This window comes from Achromobacter sp. Marseille-Q0513 (assembly GCF_018195695.1).
In the GTDB taxonomy this organism is placed as follows: domain Bacteria; phylum Pseudomonadota; class Gammaproteobacteria; order Burkholderiales; family Burkholderiaceae_B; genus Achromobacter.
The window spans coordinates 1-17,719 of record NZ_JAGTJY010000127.1; the positions used below are offsets into that span (position 1 = coordinate 1).

Below are 17,719 nucleotides of genomic sequence, written 5' to 3' on the forward strand. Positions count from 1 at the left end.
GTCCGAACAGCTGGCCATAGCCCGCGGACAGCGTCGTCTGGATCGCTGCCAGCACCGCCGCCGCGGGCGCGGTGCCCGCCAGCACATTGGCGCCGCCCACCACCACCGATACGAATGCCTGCACGATGAAGCTGGTGCCCATGGTCGGCACCGCGGTCATGGTGGGCGCGTAGAGCGCGCCGGTCAGGCCCGCCAGCGCGGCGCCCAGCACGAAGGTCAAGGTATACAGCCTGTCGGTGCGCAGGCCCAGGCACCGTGCCATGTCCGGGTTCTGCATGGTGGCGCGGGCGCGCACGCCGTAGCGGGTATGGAAGAACAGCCCGTACAGCGCCGCCAGCACCGTCAGCGCCACCAGCGGCAGCACGGCGCGATAGGTCGAGAAGGAATACTCGCCCAGCGTGAACGAGCCGAACGGCGTGGCGATGCCTTCGATCGAGGGCCCGGCCAGCAGCAGCATGGTCTGTTGCACGATGAGGCTGATGGCCCAGGTGGCGACCACGGAATCGAACAGGCGTCCGTACAGGCGCCGGATGAACAGCCGTTCGATCAGCGCGCCGGCCGCGCCCGCCGCCAGGGCGCCCAGCAGCATGGCGACGGGCAGGGGTACGCCGCGCTTGGCGCAGAGGATGGTGACGTAGGCGCCGCACATGATGAATTCGCCGTGTGCGAGGTTGATGACGCCCATCAGGCCGAATATCACGGCCAGCCCGAGCGCCGCCAGGACCAGGTAGGCGAAGTTGTCGCCGAACTGGTAGACCACCGAATAGATTGCCGAAATGACCGTCATGACCGACTCGCTTCATTCGTCGCGGCCCGCCGGCGATGCGCCGGCGGGCCGCAAGGCTTCAGGACTTCTTGGGCGGATTGGATGGCGTGTATTGCTTCTGGTCGGGCTTGGCGGGCAGATTGCATCCCGCTTCGCCCAGCCAGTAGGGCTGCACGTCGTTCCAGACCTTTGGGATCTCGACGGAATGGTCGTCCTTGACGCGGACGAGGTAGATGGTGTGGCTCAGGTGATGGCTCTTCGGATCGATGCAGACCTTGCCCGATGGCCCGTCGGTGCAGATGCCGCCTTCTTCCAGCGCCTTGCGCACCAGTTGCTGGTCGGTGGACTTGGCGCGTTCGACCGCCGCCTTGTACAGATACACCGCGTCATAGGCGTTGGCCGCCTCCTGGTTGATGTAGGGCTCGTTCGGGAACTTGGCGCGGAAGCGCTGCTTGAAGGCGGCGCTGGCCGGCGAGTCGACCTCTTCCACATAGTTGGCGGTGACGTGCATGTCCTTCAGCGCGGGGGCCTTGAAGCGCTTGTGCTCGTAGGCCTGGCCGACGTTGACGGAGCTGCCCATGGGCAGGTTCAGGTTGGCGGCCGCCTGTTGCTCGTAGTAGGACGCCTGGTTGGCGCCGACCAGCAGGGTCATGACGAAACTGGGCTTGGCCTTCTGGATGTTCTGGATGGTCTGGCCGAACTGCGAGACGCTCAGCGGAATGAACTCCTCGCCCACCATTTCGCCGCCGTTGCGCTTGACGATGTCGCGCACCCATTCTGCCGAGATCTGCCCGAAGTTGTAGTCCGCGGCGATGGTGTACACGCGCTTGCCGTACTTTTCCATCATCCACGGAATGAGCGTGGAGAACTGCTGCTCGGGCACCGCGCCGGTGACGAAGACGTTGCTGTCGCAGACGCCGCCTTCGTATTGATTGTTGTACCAGTAGAGCTGCTTGGCCCGGTCCATGATCGGGCGTATGGCTTCGCGCGAGGCGCTGGAGAAGCCGCCGAAGATGACGTCGGCCTTGTCGGTCTGGATCAGCCGGCGCGCCAGTTCCTGGAACTTGGTGTTGTCCGATTGCGTGTCGTAGGCGATGAGCTTGATGGGGCGGCCCAGGATGCCGCCCTTGGCGTTGATTTCCTCGACCGCGAGCTCGGTCGCGTGGATCTTGCCGATGGTGGCGATGGCGAAATTGCCGGATGCGTCTTCCAGCAATCCGAGCTTGACGGGATCGGCGGCCAGCGCCATCGAGGCGGACAGGCTCAGTGCGGCGGCCAATGCCGTACGCAGCGGTCTTGAACTGTGATACAGCATGATGCGCTCTCCTTCACGGAACGTCGGGACGAAAAAAAGCCCTCAACGAGCGCAAGGCTCGTTGAGGGCTTCGGTGCCGTATCCCGCCGCCGACATCGTTGGCGCGCGGCAGGAATGATGGCTGGATACTACCGATCGGAAAGTTGCACGGTCAATACAGGGAAAACGCTGAAGCCGTCGCGCATTCAGTGGCGATGGTCGGGATCGTCGCAGTCGTGCGGATGCGCGTGGCCGTCGAGGTCGTCGCCATCGTCCTCATCGTCTTCGTCCTCTTCATCCTCGTCGTCCTGCGCCAGGTCAGGATCCTCGGTCAGCGCGAAGGGCAGCACGTCTTCCAGGCTGTCCGACCAGGCGGACTCCTCGCCATCATGGTCCAGCTTGACGAAGCGCTCGCCCTCGCCGAGCGTGATCTGGATGGCCCACAGGTACAGGCAGTCGTAGGTGTCGTCGTCGGCCGGCGGCAGGCCGCCGCGGTTGCCCAGCAGGCGCGCGCCCGTGCCGCCCAGCTGCACGTGGACCTGGGATTCGTCGGCTTCGGCCTTCTCGTCCAGCGGCACGCCGAAAGTCACCCATTCGGTGCCTTCCTCGCCCAGCACGACTTCGGCCAGCACGGGCTTGCCCAGGAAGGCGCTGAGGGCGTCGGCCGTCTTGGCCAGCATGTCCAGCTCGGTCGAGCTGAAACGGGTCAAGGAGGCGGGAGGCGTGGCGGAGGCGGACATGAGGATTCCTGGGCGCGCCCGCGCCATGAGGGCGCGGCGCAGCATGAGATTGAGTAGCTTGGGGATTCGAGTCAGGCGCTATTGTCGCGCGTTCGGCCATGCCTTGCATCGGACGCGTGGATGACGCGGTTCGCAGGGGGCGCGCCGCCAGCCAGGGGCGGCGGATGGCGCGCAATGTCCTACGGCGATGCCCGCGGCGCGTCGCCGCTGCGACGCCGCGCGCTGTCGGGCGATTCCCCGGTCAGCCGTTGGAACATGGCGATGAACGCCGAGGGCGTGCTGTAGCCGAGCCGGCGCGCGACGTCCTGCACCGGCAGTCCCGCGTCCAGCATGCCCAGCGCGCTGACCACGCGCAGCCGCTGGCGCCAGTCGTTGAACGACATGCCCAGATGCTGCTGGCAGTGGCGCAGCAGCGTGCGCTCGGTGATGCCGGCGCTGGCGGCCCAGTGCGCCGCGCCGCGCTTGTCGCCGGGCTCGCGCTGCAGCGCCGCCAGGATCGGGGCCAGCGGCAGCTCGGTGGTGGACGGCAGATAGCTGGCGTAGGCGCGCGCCTGGCGCGTCTGGTCGATCACCACCTGCGCCATGCGCCGGTCTTCCGGCGTATCCGGATAGGTGATGCCGCGCCGCTCGAAATCGGCCAGCACGGCGCGCATGACGGGGCTGATCTCCAGCGTGCAGGGAGCGGTCGGCAGACTGGCGCAGGCCGCCGCCGGAATGTCGATGCAGGCGTAGTGGACCTCGCCCTCGTTCTGGCAGCAATGGGACACGCCCGGCGGTATCCAGATGGCGTACTGCGGCGGCGACAGGTACAGCACGCCTTCGATGCCGATCTCCATGATGCCGGAGATCGCGAAGTTCAGTTCGCCCCAATCGGAGCGGTGGCGCGCCATGCTGGAATGCGGCGTGAAATGCAGGATGCGGCAGGCCAGCGGGTAGGGCAGGTGGCTGGCCAGCTGGGCGGAGGTAGCGGGGTCCATGTCCGGATTCGAGCGTGTCTTGTCTGAAATTCATTATATGCCTGGAGTCAGACAAGTCCTACACTGAGCGCTCGTTCCCGCAAGAGCGCATCATGCAGCAAGCTTCCGTTTCCCATCCTCCCGCCCGTTACCTGTTCTTCCCGCTGCTGGCGGCCCTGATCTGGTCGGTCAACATGATCGTCACCAAGATGTCCGCCGGCCTGATCGCGCCCGCCGCCATCGGCTTCTACCGCTGGGCGCTGGCCGGCGCGCTGCTCACGCCCTTCGCCTTGCCGGGCGCCTGGGCGCAGCGCGCCCAGATCCTGCGCCACTGGCCCAAGCTGGCCGTGCTGGGCGGCCTGGCGATGGCGCTGTACCAGGGGCTGGCCTATGTGGCCGCGTCGACCACCACCGCCACCAACATGGGCATCATCACCGCCATGATCCCGCTGCTCACCATCGTGGTCAGCGCGCTGGTGCTGCGCGAGCGGCCCACGCTGATGGCGCTGCTGGGCGGGCTGGTGTCGCTGGCCGGCCTGTCGCTGCTGATCGGCGAGGGCGACCCGGCCCGGCTGCTGCAGGTGGGCGCCAATCCGGGCGACCTGCTGATGGGCGTGGCGGCGCTGGCCTATGCGCTGTATGGCGTGCTGCTGAGGCTGTGGGCGCTGCCGCTGGGGCCGTGGCAATCGCTGTACGCGCAGATCGCCTTCGGCACGCTGTTCCTGCTGCCGACCTTCCTGCTGGCGCCGCCGTCGCCGCTCAATGCCGACAACCTGCCGCTGGTGCTGTACGCCGGCGTGTTCCCGTCGCTGTTCGCGCCGTTCCTGTGGATCCAGGGCGTGCGCCATCTGGGGCCGAACCGCGCCAGCATCTTCCTGAACGTGATGCCGGTGGTCACCGTGGCGATCGCCGCCACCTTCCTGGGCGAAAAGCCGCACCTGTTCCACCTGGTCGGCGGCGCCATGGCGCTGGCCGGCGTGATGCTGGCGCAGATGCGCGTGGGGCGGCCCGCGAAGGCGCGGCGCAAGGCGGCGGAGCAGGATCCGTCCCTGTGCAAATCGTCCTGAGACGGGCGCGCTCAACGGCGCGCGGCCGCTGTCGCGCGCCCGCAAGGGTTCCGGCCTACAATCGACGGTTTCCCAGTCTCATATCCGATACGAGCCCATGGCCCAATACGTCTACACCATGAACCGCGTCGGCAAGATCGTGCCGCCGAAGCGGCAGATCCTGCGCGACATCTCCCTTTCGTTTTTTCCTGGCGCCAAGATCGGCGTGCTGGGCCTGAACGGCTCGGGCAAGTCGACGCTGCTGAAGATCATGGCGGGCGTGGACCGCGAGATCGAAGGCGAAGCCATCCCCATGCCGGGCCTGAACATCGGCTACCTGCCGCAGGAACCGCAGCTCAACCCCGAGCACACGGTGCGCCAGGCCGTCGAGGAAGGCCTGGGCGCGGTGGTCACGGCCAAGAAGCGCCTGGACGAGGTCTATGCCGCCTATGCCGAGCCGGACGCTGATTTCGACGCGCTGGCCGCCGAGCAGGCCGAGCTTGAAGCCATCATCGCCGCCGCCGCCTCCAGCGGCGCCGACGACATCGAGCACCAGATGGAAATCGCCGCCGACGCGCTGCGCCTGCCGCCCTGGGACGCCATCGTCGGCAAGCTGTCCGGCGGCGAGAAGCGCCGCGTGGCGCTGTGCCGCCTGCTGCTGTCCAAGCCCGACATGCTGCTGCTGGACGAGCCCACCAACCACCTGGACGCCGAAAGCGTGGAGTGGCTGGAGCAGTTCCTGCACAAGTTCCCCGGCACCGTGGTGGGCGTGACCCACGATCGCTACTTCCTGGACAACGCCGCCGAATGGATCCTGGAACTGGACCGCGGCTACGGCATTCCGTGGAAGGGCAACTACAGCTCCTGGCTGGAGCAGAAGGAAGACCGCCTCAAGCAGGAAGAGGCCTCCGAGTCGGCCCGCCAGAAGACCATCAAGAAGGAACTGGAGTGGGTGCGCCAGAACCCGAAGGGCCGTCAGGCCAAGGCCAAGGCGCGCCTGGCCCGCTTCGAGGAACTGTCGTCCTACGAATACCAGAAGCGCAACGAAACCCAGGAAATCTTCATTCCGGTGGGCGAGCGCCTGGGCAACGAGGTCATCGAATTCAACAACGTCAGCAAGGCCTATGGCGACCGCCTGCTGATCGACAACCTCAGCTTCAAGATCCCGCCGGGCGCCATCGTCGGCATCATCGGCGCCAACGGCGCCGGTAAATCGACGCTGTTCCGCATGATCGCGGGCCGCGAGCAGCCGGATTCGGGCGAGGTCAATATCGGCCAGACCGTCAAGCTGGCCTATGTCGACCAGTCGCGCGACGCGCTGGAAGACAAGAAGACCGTGTTCGACGCCGTGGCCGACGGCGCCGACCTGCTGACGGTGGGCAAGTTCGAGATGTCCTCGCGCGCCTACCTGGGCCGCTTCAACTTCAAGGGCGGCGACCAGAACAAGGTCGTGGGCCAGCTGTCCGGCGGCGAACGCGGCCGCCTGCACATGGCCAAGACGCTGATCGCCGGCGGCAACGTGCTGCTGCTGGACGAACCGTCCAACGACCTGGACGTCGAAACGCTGCGCGCGCTGGAAGACGCGCTGCTGGAGTTCCCCGGCAGCGTCATGGTCATCAGCCACGATCGCTGGTTCCTGGACCGCATCGCCACGCACATCCTGGCGTTCGAAGGCGACTCGCAAGTCGTGTTCTTTGACGGCAACTACCAGGAATACGAAGCCGACAAGAAGCGCCGCCTGGGCGACGAGGGCGCCAAGCCCAAGCGCCTGCGGTACAAGGCGCTGAAGTAAGGCGTTCTTGAAGCAGGGTGTCCTTGAAGTAAGGCGTCCTGTTAGGCAGTCCGAAAATCCCGGCCCGTTCGTGCCGGGATTTTTTTTGGATGGTGGAATGAAGGCCCGCCTCGTTTGAGGTGCATCCCTATTCACTCGCCATGCAGGAGATCGACATGCGCGCCACCGTGACGCTGGACGACGAGTTGCTTGAATTGGCGCGCGCTTACACGGGGATCCAGGCTACGTCAGCGCTTGTGCAAAGCGCGTTGAGGCAACTCGTGCAGAAAGAGGCCGCCAAACGCCTCGCCGGCTTGGGAGAAAGTTCGCTTACCCTGAATGCCATCCCGAGACGGCCAGGGGCAATCCGCGATGATCCCGAGTGATCTTTCAGTTTTCACCTGTAGCCACTCACTCGGCCATCGCCGGGCGCCGCGATATCATTAAGTCAACCGTGCGGCGCTCGCTGCCGCGCCCGCTTTCCTGGAGATCCCCCCATGCTGCTGCCCGCCTCCGATTCCACCCTGCTCATCGTCGACATGCAGGGCCGCCTGATGCCCGTGATCCACGACGGTGACGCGGTGCTGGCGGCCAACGTCAAGCTGGCCCAGGCCGCGCGGCTGCTGGAGGTGCCGGTGGTCGCCACCGAGCATCACAGCAAGATGCTGGGCGTGACCGTGGCGCCGCTGGCCGAGCTGGTGCAATCGACCTTCCAGAAAATGCACTTTTCGTCGGCGCGCGAGCCGGGCTTCGAAGGCTGGCTGCCGGCCGCGCGCAAGACCGTGCTGGTGACCGGCTGCGAGGCGCACATCTGCGTGCTGCAGACCGTGATCGGTCTGACCGAACTGGGCTATCGCGCCGTGCTGGTGTCCGATGCGGCGGGCTCGCGCAAGCCGTCCGACCATCATGCGGCGCTGCGCCGCGCGCGGGCGCATGGCGCGGATATCGTCACCACCGAAATGGCGATCTTCGAGTGGATGGAAACCTGCGAGCACGCGCGCTTCCGCGATGTGTTACGTCTGGTCAAATAGCAGCCCCCGGCTGCAACATTGTCCCCAGGGAACGCAAAGATTATCTCGCTGTTTGACACAATTCCTGGGCAAACCTCACAGCGCCGAGGCGAATATTTTGCGATCCTGAAGGCTCCAACCCAAGAGGGAAGCGCGCGCTCGCAACCAGCAGGATCCAGCGCTTTTCCGGGAACAAGAACAGGAGTCCCATCATGAAAATCGCATCCATCACCAAGATCTGCGCGGCGACCGCGCTGGCTGTCACCATGGCGGGCTGCTCGTCGTGGGACAGCATGAGCCATCGTCAGAAAAGCACCGTGGGCGGTGCCGCGTTGGGCGGCGTGGCCGGCGCGGTGATCACCAACGGCGGCATCCTCGGCACGGTCGGCGGCGCGGCCATCGGCGGCGTGATCGGCGACCAGGTCGGCAAGCGGCGCTGATGCGGCGACCGCATTCCGGCCACCCATGAAAAAACGCCCGGCGATGCCGGGCGTTTTTCTTTGGCCAGCCGCCGCGTGGCGGCCGCGCTCCGCTGCGCGCGGGCGGGAACTTGCGATCCCGCCGGCGGGCGTCAAGCGTTGGGGCTCGAGGTCTCGCTTTGCGGCATCTCGATCTTCACTTCCAGGACTTCCAGCGTGTCCTGGCGTTCCAGGTGCACCTTGATGTCCTCGGGGTTGATCTTGACGTACTTGGAGATCACGGCGATGAGTTCCTGCTGCAGCTGCGGCAGGTAGTCGGGCGAATCGCCGCGGCCCCGCTCGTGGGCCAGGATGATCTGCAGCCGCTCCTTGGCGACGGAGGCGGACGTTTTCTTTTGACCGAGCAGAAACGACAGGAAGGACATTGCTTACTTGCCTCCGAACAGGCGTTTCAGGAAACCGGGCTTTTCGTAGTCGGTGAAGCGCAGGGCCTTGTCTTCGCCCAGATAGCGGGCGACGACGTCCTTGTAGGCTTCGGACACGTCGGTGTCTTTCAGGTGGATGGCCGGCAGGCCCTGGTTGGACGCCTGCAGCACGGCTTCGGATTCGGGGATTACGCCGATCAGCTTGATGCGCAGGATGTCCTCGATGTCGGTCAGCGACAGCATCTCACCGTCGACCACGCGCTTGGGGTTGTAGCGCGTGAGCAGCAGGAATTCCTTGACCGGCTCGTTGCCTTCCACGGCGCGCTTGGACTTGGCGGCCAGGATGCCCAGGATGCGGTCGGAGTCGCGCACGGACGAGACTTCGGGGTTGGTCACGACGATGGCATCATCGGCGAAGTAGGCGGCCATCAGCGCGCCGGTCTCGATGCCGGCCGGCGAATCGCAGACGATGTATTCGAAGCCCATTTCCTTCAGGTCGTTGATGACCTTTTCCACGCCTTCCTGGGTCAGCGCGTCCTTGTCGCGGGTCTGCGACGCCGGCAGGATGAACAGGTTCTCGAGCTGCTTGTCCTTGATCAGGGCCTGATTCAGCGTGGCTTCGCCCTGGATCACGTTGACGAAGTCGTACACCACGCGCCGTTCGCAACCCATGATGAGATCCAGGTTGCGCAGGCCGACGTCGAAGTCGATGACAGCGGTCTTGTGGCCCCGCATCGCGAGTCCCGCGGAAAAACTGGCGCTGGTCGTGGTCTTGCCCACGCCGCCTTTGCCGGAAGTCACCACAACGATGCGTGTCATGACGATCAAACCCTTATGTTCGAATAAATCGCGTTATCGTAAAGCAAAAAGCCCGTGTAAGGCTTCTTACAGAATGTGTGTAGTTGATTTGCGCTCTTGCGCGAATCGGATGTTGCGTCAGGCCTTCAGGGCCTCGATGCGCAGCGTGTCGCCGTCCAGCCGGATCAGCGCCGGCTGGTTGTGCAGCGAGCGGTCGAGCTTGTCTTCGACCACGCGATACACGCCGGCCACGGCCAGCAGCTCGGCGTCCAGGTGCGTGGTGAAGATGCGGGCCGTGGCATCGCCGCGCGCGCCCGCCATGGCCTTGCCGCGCAGCGGGCCGTACACATGCACGTTGCCGTCGGCGATGACCTCGGCGCCCTGGCTGACCATGCCGATGACCACCAGGTCGGTGTGGCGCGCATAGACGCGCTGGCCCGAGCGCAGCGGCTTGGTGATGACCAGCGCCGACGATGAGTGCGGCGCGAAGGCGGTCGGGGCAGGCGCCGAGGTGGCGCTGGCGGCCTCGCGTTCCGGCATGGGGTTGGGCGAGGGCGCGGCCTTGCCGGCGGGCGCGGGCTCGGCGGTGTCGCTGGGCGCGGGCGCGGTCGTCACGGCGGCAGCCTGGATCGAGGGCACCGGCGTGGAGACGTCATTGGCCGGGGCCATGTCCACCGCCTGGGCGGGACGCGGGGCCGGCGTGGGCAGTTCCACGGGCGTCAGGCCCGCCTTGCGGGCCGCTTCCAGGTTGGCGCCTTCGGCCACCACGCCGATGGGCGGCAGGTTGTGTCCGCGCAGCGCGGCGATCAGCGCCGGCCAGTCGATGGCTTCCTCGACGCGGCTGGCGTCGACCACCACGGGTTCGTTCTCGAAGAAGCTGCCGGCGTCGGCCATGCGCTTGGCCAGCGCGGCGCTCAGGCGCTCGGGATCGGCGCTGTGCAGGACCACCCGGATCGCATACAGGGTGGCGCTCTTGAAGTCCAGGGCTAGGGATTCAGTGTTCATCTTGGTGTGGGACGGCGGCCGGGCACGGGAAAAAGGGCCCGTTCCGCCGGCGCGCGGATGTCGGGCATGATAACCCGCCGGGGGCGGTTTCTTCCGGTTTGGCTCAGGGGAAATCGGGGTGTTTTCCGCCTTTTGCCGCCGGCCCGGACGCTTGCCTCGACGGCCCGGTCGGGCCTCGGAGATGCAAAAAGGGCGCCCGCAGGCGCCCTTTGGCCGAAGCAACCGGAATCAGCCTTGCGCCCAGGAGTCGCGCAGGGTGACGACGCGGTTGAGGACGGGATTTTCCGCCGTCGATTCCTTCAGGTCCGCCGTGAAGTAGCCCAGGCGCTCGAACTGCCAGGTCGCGCCCGGCGTCGCCACGGTGCCCGGTTCCAGCCAGGCCGTGACGGTCTGCTTGGAGTTCGGGTTCAGGCAGGTCAGGAAGTCCTTGTCGCCGCCGTCCGGACGCGGGTCGGCGAACAGGCGGTCATACAGGTGGATCTGCGCGGGCACGGCATGCGCGGCGCTGACCCAGGTGATGTTGCCCTTGACCTTGACGCTGTCGGCGCCCGGCGTGCCGCTCTTGGTGTCCGGCAGGTATTCGGCCTGGACTTCCACGACCTCGCCGGCCTCGTTCTTGGTGAAGCCGGTGCAGCGCACCACATAGCCGTATTTCAGGCGCACGGTGTTGCCGGGGAACAGGCGGAAGTACTTCTTCGGCGCTTCCTCGCGGAAGTCGTCGCGCTCGATCCAGAGTTCGCGCGTCAGCGGGAATTCGCGATGGCCGGCCTCGGGGTCGTGCGGATTGCGCGGCGCCGTGCAGGTTTCGCTCTGGCCCTCGGGGTAGTTGGTGATGACCAGCTTGAGCGGGTCCAGCACCGCCACCGAGCGCGCGGCCACCGGATCCAGGTCGTCGCGCACGGCCTGCTCCAGCAGGCTGTAGTCGATGCGCGAGTCGGACTTGGACACGGCGGTGCGGTCGCAGAACAGGCGGATCGACGACGCGGTGTAGCCGCGGCGGCGCAGGCCGAAGATGGTGGGCATGCGGGGATCGTCCCAGCCGTCGACATGGCCTTCGCGCACCAGCTGCAGCAGCTTGCGCTTGCTGGTGACGATGTAGCTCAGGTTCAGGCGGGCGAATTCGTACTGGCGCGGCAGCGGCTGCGCCAGCTTGCCCAGCTCGGCCAGGCGCGCCAGGATCCAGTCGTAGAACGGGCGCTGGTCTTCGAATTCCAGCGTGCAGACGCTGTGCGTGATGCCTTCGAGCGCGTCCTCGACCGGGTGGGCCCAGCTGTACATCGGGTAGATGCACCACTTGTCGCCGGTGCGGTGGTGATGGGCGTGGCGCACGCGGTACATGACCGGGTCGCGCAGGTTGATGTTGGGCGAGGCCATGTTGATCTTGGCGCGCAGCACCAGGCTGCCGTCAGGATGCTTGCCGTCGCGCATCTCGCGCAGCAGCGCCAGCGATTCGGCGGCGGGGCGGTCGCGCCAGGGCGAGTTGATGCCCGGCTCGGTCAGCGTGCCGCGGTTGGCGCGGATCTCGTCGGCGCTCTGCGCGTCCACGTAGGCGTGGCCGGCTTCGATCAGCGCTTCGGCGAACTCGTACATGTAGCCGAAGTAGTCGCTGGCGAAATACAGGTTGTCGTTGCCGTCGGCCTTCCAGTCGAAGCCCAGCCAGTGCACGGCCTCGATGATGGCGTCGACGTACTCCTGGTCTTCCTTCTCGGGATTGGTGTCGTCGAAGCGCAGGTGGCAGACGCCGCCGAAGTCGCGCGCCAGGCCGAAGTTCACGCAGATGCTCTTGGCGTGGCCGATGTGCAGGTAGCCGTTGGGCTCCGGCGGGAAGCGCGTGCGGATCCGGGCCGGGTCGGGCTGACCCTGCTGCTGTACCGCCGCCGGGCCGGGCTTGCCCGCCCAGCGCTTGTCCTGGTAGCGGTTGGCCTGGAGATCGTCCGTGACGATGTTCAGCAGGAAATTGGACGCGGCCGCGGGGGCGGCGGCGGCCGGAGTCGGCGAGGAAGGCGGCGTCGGGGCGGAAGTCATTCTTGAAAGAATAGGAAAAAGCGGCGACAAAGCGTCAATTTTGCCATGATCCGCAAGGAGGGCCTCCGGGGGCTGGTCAAGCCGGGTTGCAAATGGCTCCCATCTTCCGGGGACAGGCTCTACACTTATGGGCCTGTCTACCCTGTTGGCATCATGGATATATCCACTCTATCACTGGCCCGTGCGCAGTTCGTGACCAGTCTGAGTTTCCTGGCGCTGTTCCTGTCCGTCGCCCTGGCGCTGGCCTGGATCCTGCTGTTCTTCAAGCTGCGCGCCCGCATGAGCGGCAACGGCGGCTGGACCGCCGCCTATCGCTTCTGGGTTCGCATCTTCGCCCTGTCCTTCGTGCTGACGCTGGCGGCCAGCGTGCCGGTGCTGATCCAGCTCGGCAGCCTGTGGGCGGGCCTGATGGACAAGATCGGCAACGTGGCCGGTCCGTTGCTGGGCTACGGCATCCTGTCCGTCTTCATCCTCAAGTCCTGCTTCCTGGGCGTCATGCTGTTCGGCCAGCGCCGCGTGTCCGACGGCGCCCATACGCTGGCGGTGCTGATGGTGGCGGTGGGCCAGATGGTGGCGGTGTTCTGGGTGCTGGCCCTGCAATCGTGGATGCAGACGCCCGACGGCGCGCTGCTGGTGGATGGCCGCTACCAGGTCTACGACTGGTCGGCCGTGGTGTTCAATCCGTCGATCGGCTGGCGCATGGCGCAGGTGGCGCTGGGCTCGGCCCTGGCGGCCGCGTTCCTGATCATCGGCGTGACGGCGCTGCAGGCGCTGCGCCGGCCGCTGGGCGACGGCGAGCGCTGCGCCTTCAAGGCCGCGCTGGTCATCGCCGCCGCCGCCGCCTTGCTGCAAGGGCCCGCGGCCGTGGGCGCGGCGCAGGTGATGGCCAAGTACCAGCCGGCCAAGGCCGCCGCCGCGGCGGGCTACTGGGAAAGCGGCGCCAAGCCCAGCCTGGTGCTGTTCGCCTGGCCGGATGCGCTGTCGCACCAGAACCAGGCCGAACTGGCCATCTCCAATGCCGGCGGCCGCTGGCTGCATCGCAACGACGACGGCTCCTTCCAAGGACTGGACAAGTATTCCGGCATGCTGCCGCCCGTGGCGCTGACCTTCTGGTCGCTGCGCGTGGCGGTCGGGCTGGGACTGCTGATGCTGGTCGCGTCCTGCGTCACGCTGATGTGGACCTGGCGGCGCGGGCTGGATCCGTCCAGCCTGCCGCGCGGGTGGCTGCGGACGCTGTGCGGCATGATGTTCTCGGGCGGCATCGCGGTGGTGGCGGGCTGGTGGGTGTCGATCATCGGCCTGCAGCCCTTCGTGGTGAACGGCACCATCACGCAGACGGAGGTGCTGGGCACGGCCTCGTCCGGCGCGGTGCTGTACGGCCTGATCGGCTACGGCCTGCTGTACGCGCTGTTGCTGGCCGCGTTCGCCGGCATGCTGTTCCACGCGGCGCGCTACGGCGTCGTGCCGGTGCGCAAACTGGGCGGAGGTGCGCAATGATCGCGATGCTGGCCGCTTCGCAAGGACTCAATCCCGACGATCCCTCGTTCTGGATGCCGCTGGCCTTCATGGCCTTGCTGTTCGTGGTGATCGCCGCCGGCGTGGTGCTGGACGGCTTCGACCTGGGCGTGGGCATCCTGCTGCAACTGGCGCCGGCCGAAGAGCGCGGCCGCATGATGAGCCTGCTCAGCCCCTGGCGCGACGCCAACGAGTTCTGGCTGCTGCTGGGCATGGGCCTGTTCGCCTCGGCCTTTCCCTTCGCCTGGGGCGCGGTGCTGGGCAAGCTGTATGGCCCGCTGACCTTCATGGTGCTGGGCGTGGTGCTGCGCAGCGTGGCGTTCGAATTTCGCATCCGCGCCCGCAACGAACACAAGCCGCGCTGGATCTTCGCCTTCTGGGCAGGGTCGCTGATGACGGCCTTCGGCCAGGGCATGCTGCTGGGCCGCATCGCCACGGGCTACCAGTCCGACGCCGGCTATGGCTGGTTCGCGCTGTTCGTGGGCCTGTGCGCGGTGGCGGCCTATGTGCTGCTGGGCGCGTCGTGGCTGGTGATGCGGGTCGATGGCGACCTGCAGCGCCGGGCCGCGAACTGGGCCCGCCACGCCATCCGCTGGACGGCCGTGGGCATGGTGGCGATCGCGGTGACGCTGGGCCTGGCCAACGCGGGCATCTTCTACAAGTGGAGCAACATCGCCCATCTGAGCCTCGCGGCCACGGTCTGGGTGTTGATGCTGGGCGGCTTCGTCGCGGCGGAAATGCTGCTGGCGCGGCTGCCGGGGCAGGCCGACCGTTTCAGCTGGCTGCCCTTCGTGCTGTGCGTGGCGCTGTTCCTGCTGATGCTGTGCGGGCTGGCCTACAGCCTGTTCCCCTACCTGATCCTGGACGACATGACGCTGTGGGACGGCGCCGGCGCGCTGGGTTCGATGCGGCTGGTCATGGCGGGCGCGGTGATCGGGATTCCGGTGGTGCTGGTGTTCAACATCCTGGCGTACCGCTCGGTGTTCGGCAAGGAGCGGCCGCCCGTGCCGCTGCTGCCGCCGCCGTCGCCCTGACCCGGGGCGCGAAACCTGCGCGCGGCGCTTGCCGCGCGGCATGCACAGCGCGGCGCCCAGGCGCCGCGCTTGCGTTTTGACGGCGTCAGACGATGGGGCGCGCCACCCGCTGCAGGATTTCCTCGCCGTAGGCTTCGAGCTTGCGCGCGCCCACGCCGCTGATGTGGCTGAGCGCGTCCAGCGTCTCGGGCTGGGCCAGCGCGATCTCGCGCAGCGTGGCGTCGTGGAAGATGACGTAGGCCGGCACGCCGTGGCTCTTGGCCACTTCGCCGCGCCAGGCGCGCAGCGCCTCGAACAGCGGTTGCAGCTCCGGCGGCAGGTCCACGGTGGCGGCCTTGACGCGCCCGCTGCCGGTCTTGCTCGCGCGGCCCTTCTTTTCGGATTCGCGACGCAGCATGAGCTGGTGCTCGCCCTTGAGCACGGCGCGGCTGCCTTCGGTCAGCGCCAGCGTGCCGTAACCCTCGTTGTCCACCGTCAGCAGGCCCTGCGCCAGCAGCTGGCGCAGCACGCCGCGCCAGGCGGTGTCGCTCAGGTCGGCGCCGACGCCAAAGACGCTCAGCGTCTCGTGGCCGTGCTGCTTGGTGCGCTCGGTGGACTTGCCGCGCAGAATATCGATGATGTGGCCGGCGCCGTAGCGCTGGCCGCGTTCCTTCCATAGCCGGTACACGGCCGACAGCACTTTCTGCGCCGCCACCGTGCCGTCCCAGGCCTGCGGCGGGTCCAGGCAGACGTCGCAGTTGCCGCAGGCGCTGATGTTCTGGCCGAAGTAGGCCAGCAGCCGCACGCGGCGGCATTCGACCGTCTCGCACAGGCCCAGCATGGCGTCGAGTTGCTGGCCCAGGCGCCGGCGATAGGCTTCCTCGCCGGGCGATTCGTCGATCATGCGGCGCTGCTGCACCACGTCCTGCAGGCCGTAGGCCAGCCAGGCCGTGGCGGGCAGGCCGTCGCGGCCGGCGCGGCCGGTTTCCTGGTAGTAGCCTTCGACCGACTTGGGCAGGTCGATGTGAGCCACGAAGCGCACGTCGGGCTTGTCGATGCCCATGCCGAAGGCGATGGTGGCCACCATGACCACGCCGTCCTCGCGCAGGAAGCGAGACTGGTTGGTGGCGCGCACCTGGGCGCTCAGGCCGGCGTGGTAGGGCATGGCGTCGATGCCCTGGTTGCACAGGAATTCGGCGGTTTCCTCGACCCGGGCGCGCGACAGGCAATAGACCACGCCCGATTCGCCTTCGTGCTCGTTCTGGATCATGTCCAGCAGCTGCTTGCGCACCTCGTTCTTCTCGACGATGCGGTAGCGGATGTTGGGGCGGTCGAAGCTGGAGACGAAATGGCGCGCCTCGTCCAGCGACAGGCGCTGCGCGATTTCGCTTCGGGTGGCCGCGGTGGCGGTGGCCGTCAGCGCGATGCGCGGCACGTCGGGCCAGCGCTCGTGCAGCATGGACAGGCCCAGGTATTCCGGCCGGAAGTCATGACCCCATTGGGATACGCAGTGCGCTTCGTCGATGGCGAACAGCGCGATGCGGCCGCGTTCCAGCAGCTGCAGGCAGCGGTCGGTCAAGAGGCGTTCCGGCGCGACGTACAGCAGGTCCAGCTCGCCCGCCAGGAAGGCCCGCTCCACGTCGCGGGCGACCTGCCATTCCTGGGTCGAGTTCAGGAACGCGGCGCGCACGCCGAGTTCGGTCAGCGCGTCGACCTGGTCCTGCATCAGCGCGATCAGCGGCGACACGACGATGCCGGTGCCTTCGCGCACCAGCGAGGGGATCTGGTAGCACAGCGACTTGCCGCCGCCGGTGGGCATGAGCACGAGCGCGTCGCCGCCGCCGATCACCTGGTCGACGATGGCTTGCTGGTCGCCGCGGAAGGATTCGTAACCGAAGACGCGCTGCAGGATTTCAAGGGCGCGCGCGTCAGACATGGGGGTAGGCCGGAAGCATCATGGCGGGGATTTTAAGCCCCAATCCGGCGGGCGGCCGCCGGGGGTGACTTTTCTGTCCGCCGCGAGGCCGAGGCTACCACTGCAGCCAGGTGCCGCGCATGAAGGTCTCCACCGGCATGCTCAGGTTGGCGCGCCATTCGTAATTGCCGGTAAGGATGTCGCGGTCCGCTCCCACCGCCAGCTTCACGGTCGGCGCCACGAACATGCTGTGCGCCAGGCCGACGCGCTGCGATGACAGCGTGGTGCCTTCGCGCAAGCCGGAATAGGTGCCGCTGAGCGTGCCCCAGCCATGGATGGGCACGCCGGCGGACAGCGTGTTGCGGGTCTGCGCGGTGCCCACGCCGCCGCCGCCGTAACTGGACAGGTCGCCGAAGCCGGCGCCGATCTGTTCGTTGGTATAGCCCAGGTTCAGGTTCTCGGACACGTCGACGTTGTAGCCGAAGCGGTAGCGCCAGGCGTTGACCGTGTCGAAGGAGCTTTGCGTGGCGCCGGCCTGGATCGTGCCGTAGTCGCCGGCCTGGTAGGTGGTGCCCATGCCGCGGGTGGTGAGGGTGGGCGCGCTCTGCATCTGGCCCTCGACCGTGAGCGCCGGCGTCAGGCCGTAGCGCACCGTGCCGCTGCCCACCGAGGCGCCGTAGTCGACGGCGCCGGAGCTGGCGCCGGGGGCCATGCGGTTGAGCCGGCCGACCGACGAGGAGTAGCCGAAGCGGCCTTCCGGCAAGGCGGCGCCCGAGCCTGTCCAGTTCGAGATCTGCAGGCCGCCGACCGGCGCCGCGCTGCCCCAGGAGGGGGCGTTGGTACTCAGGTTGCCGACCGCCACGGCCGGGCCGCTGGTGTCGCGGTAGGTCCAGTTCTGGTCGCCATAGCGCAGCCCGCCTTGTCCGCCGACCGAGGAAAACCAGGCGCGCGAGCGCCGCGAGACGCCGGAGTACACCATCACCGGGCCGCGGGGGATGTCGGCGCTTTCCAGGTCCAGCGC

At 67.3% G+C, this 17,719-nt stretch carries 17 protein-coding genes; 7 read left to right on the forward strand and 10 right to left on the reverse strand.

Features of this window, described 5'->3' with window-relative positions:
- The 4 genes from KDH83_RS21560 to KDH83_RS21575 all read right to left on the reverse strand — a co-directional run.
- Nucleotides 1-787: branched-chain amino acid ABC transporter permease (locus KDH83_RS21560; RefSeq protein WP_212319651.1), on the reverse strand; the 787-nt coding region annotated here is incomplete at its 3' end.
- 58 nt (nt 788-845) lie between these two features.
- Nucleotides 846-2,081, reverse strand: coding sequence for an urea ABC transporter substrate-binding protein (locus KDH83_RS21565; protein ID WP_212319653.1), 1,236 nt, complete (start codon nt 2,079-2,081; stop codon nt 846-848).
- A 185-nt stretch (nt 2,082-2,266) separates the two neighbouring features.
- On the reverse strand, nt 2,267-2,800 hold the full coding sequence (locus KDH83_RS21570) for a hypothetical protein (protein WP_212319655.1): 534 nt from the start codon (nt 2,798-2,800) through the stop codon (nt 2,267-2,269).
- Nucleotides 2,801-2,979: 179 nt separating this feature from the next.
- Entirely contained in the window at nt 2,980-3,777 is a 798-nt protein-coding gene (locus KDH83_RS21575) for a helix-turn-helix transcriptional regulator (protein WP_212319657.1), read from the reverse strand.
- A 92-nt stretch (nt 3,778-3,869) separates the two neighbouring features.
- On the opposite strand from KDH83_RS21575, the gene KDH83_RS21580 reads away from it, so the two are divergent.
- The 5 genes from KDH83_RS21580 to KDH83_RS21600 all read left to right on the forward strand — a co-directional run bounded on the left by KDH83_RS21580 (nt 3,870) and on the right by KDH83_RS21600 (nt 8,023).
- Nucleotides 3,870-4,823, forward strand: coding sequence for a DMT family transporter (locus KDH83_RS21580; protein ID WP_103272654.1), 954 nt, complete (start codon nt 3,870-3,872; stop codon nt 4,821-4,823).
- A 97-nt stretch (nt 4,824-4,920) separates the two neighbouring features.
- Complete coding sequence (gene ettA / locus KDH83_RS21585; RefSeq protein ID WP_212319659.1) at nt 4,921-6,594, forward strand: energy-dependent translational throttle protein EttA; 1,674 nt, start codon at nt 4,921-4,923, stop codon at nt 6,592-6,594.
- 155 nt (nt 6,595-6,749) lie between these two features.
- The gene (locus KDH83_RS21590) at nt 6,750-6,959 is read left to right on the forward strand and encodes a type II toxin-antitoxin system VapB family antitoxin (RefSeq protein ID WP_212319660.1); all 210 of its coding nucleotides are present in this window, start codon (nt 6,750-6,752) and stop codon (nt 6,957-6,959) included.
- A 111-nt stretch (nt 6,960-7,070) separates the two neighbouring features.
- Nucleotides 7,071-7,604: an isochorismatase family protein gene (locus KDH83_RS21595; RefSeq protein ID WP_212319662.1), complete on the forward strand. Its 534-nt coding sequence runs from the start codon at nt 7,071-7,073 to the stop codon at nt 7,602-7,604.
- Nucleotides 7,605-7,795: 191 nt separating this feature from the next.
- On the forward strand, nt 7,796-8,023 hold the full coding sequence (locus KDH83_RS21600) for a glycine zipper 2TM domain-containing protein (protein ID WP_103272657.1): 228 nt from the start codon (nt 7,796-7,798) through the stop codon (nt 8,021-8,023).
- Nucleotides 8,024-8,154: 131 nt separating this feature from the next.
- Here KDH83_RS21600 and minE read toward each other — a convergent pair whose 3' ends face one another.
- The 4 genes from minE to KDH83_RS21620 form a co-directional block, all read right to left on the reverse strand.
- A complete protein-coding gene (gene minE, locus KDH83_RS21605; protein WP_212319664.1) occupies nt 8,155-8,427 on the reverse strand; it encodes a cell division topological specificity factor MinE in 273 nt (90 codons plus the stop codon).
- Between the two features lie 3 nt (nt 8,428-8,430).
- Nucleotides 8,431-9,246 carry a septum site-determining protein MinD gene (gene minD, locus KDH83_RS21610; protein ID WP_103272659.1) on the reverse strand — a complete coding sequence of 272 codons (816 nt, stop codon included), beginning with the start codon at nt 9,244-9,246 and terminating at the stop codon, nt 8,431-8,433.
- Between the two features lie 117 nt (nt 9,247-9,363).
- Nucleotides 9,364-10,230, reverse strand: coding sequence for a septum site-determining protein MinC (gene minC, locus KDH83_RS21615; RefSeq protein ID WP_212319666.1), 867 nt, complete (start codon nt 10,228-10,230; stop codon nt 9,364-9,366).
- Nucleotides 10,231-10,458: 228 nt separating this feature from the next.
- On the reverse strand, nt 10,459-12,255 hold the full coding sequence (locus KDH83_RS21620; protein WP_212319668.1) for a glutamine--tRNA ligase/YqeY domain fusion protein: 1,797 nt from the start codon (nt 12,253-12,255) through the stop codon (nt 10,459-10,461).
- 153 nt (nt 12,256-12,408) lie between these two features.
- Here KDH83_RS21620 and KDH83_RS21625 point away from each other — a divergent pair, with 153 nt between their 5' ends.
- Together KDH83_RS21625 and KDH83_RS21630 are read left to right on the forward strand one after the other, a co-directional pair.
- A complete protein-coding gene (locus KDH83_RS21625; protein ID WP_212319670.1) occupies nt 12,409-13,752 on the forward strand; it encodes a cytochrome ubiquinol oxidase subunit I in 1,344 nt (447 codons plus the stop codon).
- Entirely contained in the window at nt 13,749-14,804 is a 1,056-nt protein-coding gene (locus KDH83_RS21630) for a cytochrome d ubiquinol oxidase subunit II (RefSeq protein WP_103272663.1), read from the forward strand. Before KDH83_RS21625 ends, KDH83_RS21630 begins: the two co-directional genes overlap by 4 nt.
- Before the next feature lie 85 nt (nt 14,805-14,889).
- Here KDH83_RS21630 and recQ read toward each other — a convergent pair whose 3' ends face one another.
- Complete coding sequence (gene recQ / locus KDH83_RS21635) at nt 14,890-16,719, reverse strand: DNA helicase RecQ (RefSeq protein ID WP_212319672.1); 1,830 nt, start codon at nt 16,717-16,719, stop codon at nt 14,890-14,892.
- 94 nt (nt 16,720-16,813) lie between these two features.
- A partial coding sequence (locus KDH83_RS21640; RefSeq protein ID WP_212319674.1) for a fimbrial protein occupies nt 16,814-17,719 on the reverse strand: 906 nt, incomplete at its 5' end.

Excerpts from the sequence above, each read along its gene's own strand:
- KDH83_RS21565 (WP_212319653.1), bottom strand. The coding sequence starts at position 2,081 with ATGCTGTATCACAGTTCAAGACCGCTGCGTACGGCATTGGCCGCCGCA.
- KDH83_RS21570 (WP_212319655.1), bottom strand. The coding sequence starts at position 2,800 with ATGTCCGCCTCCGCCACGCCTCCCGCCTCCTTGACCCGTTTCAGCTCG.
- KDH83_RS21575 (WP_212319657.1), bottom strand. The coding sequence starts at position 3,777 with ATGGACCCCGCTACCTCCGCCCAGCTGGCCAGCCACCTGCCCTACCCG.
- KDH83_RS21580 (WP_103272654.1), top strand. The coding sequence starts at position 3,870 with ATGCAGCAAGCTTCCGTTTCCCATCCTCCCGCCCGTTACCTGTTCTTC.
- ettA (WP_212319659.1), top strand. The coding sequence starts at position 4,921 with ATGGCCCAATACGTCTACACCATGAACCGCGTCGGCAAGATCGTGCCG.
- KDH83_RS21590 (WP_212319660.1), top strand. The coding sequence starts at position 6,750 with ATGCGCGCCACCGTGACGCTGGACGACGAGTTGCTTGAATTGGCGCGC.
- KDH83_RS21595 (WP_212319662.1), top strand. The coding sequence starts at position 7,071 with ATGCTGCTGCCCGCCTCCGATTCCACCCTGCTCATCGTCGACATGCAG.
- KDH83_RS21600 (WP_103272657.1), top strand. The coding sequence starts at position 7,796 with ATGAAAATCGCATCCATCACCAAGATCTGCGCGGCGACCGCGCTGGCT.
- minE (WP_212319664.1), bottom strand. The coding sequence starts at position 8,427 with ATGTCCTTCCTGTCGTTTCTGCTCGGTCAAAAGAAAACGTCCGCCTCC.
- minD (WP_103272659.1), bottom strand. The coding sequence starts at position 9,246 with ATGACACGCATCGTTGTGGTGACTTCCGGCAAAGGCGGCGTGGGCAAG.
- minC (WP_212319666.1), bottom strand. The coding sequence starts at position 10,230 with ATGAACACTGAATCCCTAGCCCTGGACTTCAAGAGCGCCACCCTGTAT.
- KDH83_RS21620 (WP_212319668.1), bottom strand. The coding sequence starts at position 12,255 with ATGACTTCCGCCCCGACGCCGCCTTCCTCGCCGACTCCGGCCGCCGCC.
- KDH83_RS21625 (WP_212319670.1), top strand. The coding sequence starts at position 12,409 with ATGGATATATCCACTCTATCACTGGCCCGTGCGCAGTTCGTGACCAGT.
- KDH83_RS21630 (WP_103272663.1), top strand. The coding sequence starts at position 13,749 with ATGATCGCGATGCTGGCCGCTTCGCAAGGACTCAATCCCGACGATCCC.
- recQ (WP_212319672.1), bottom strand. The coding sequence starts at position 16,719 with ATGTCTGACGCGCGCGCCCTTGAAATCCTGCAGCGCGTCTTCGGTTAC.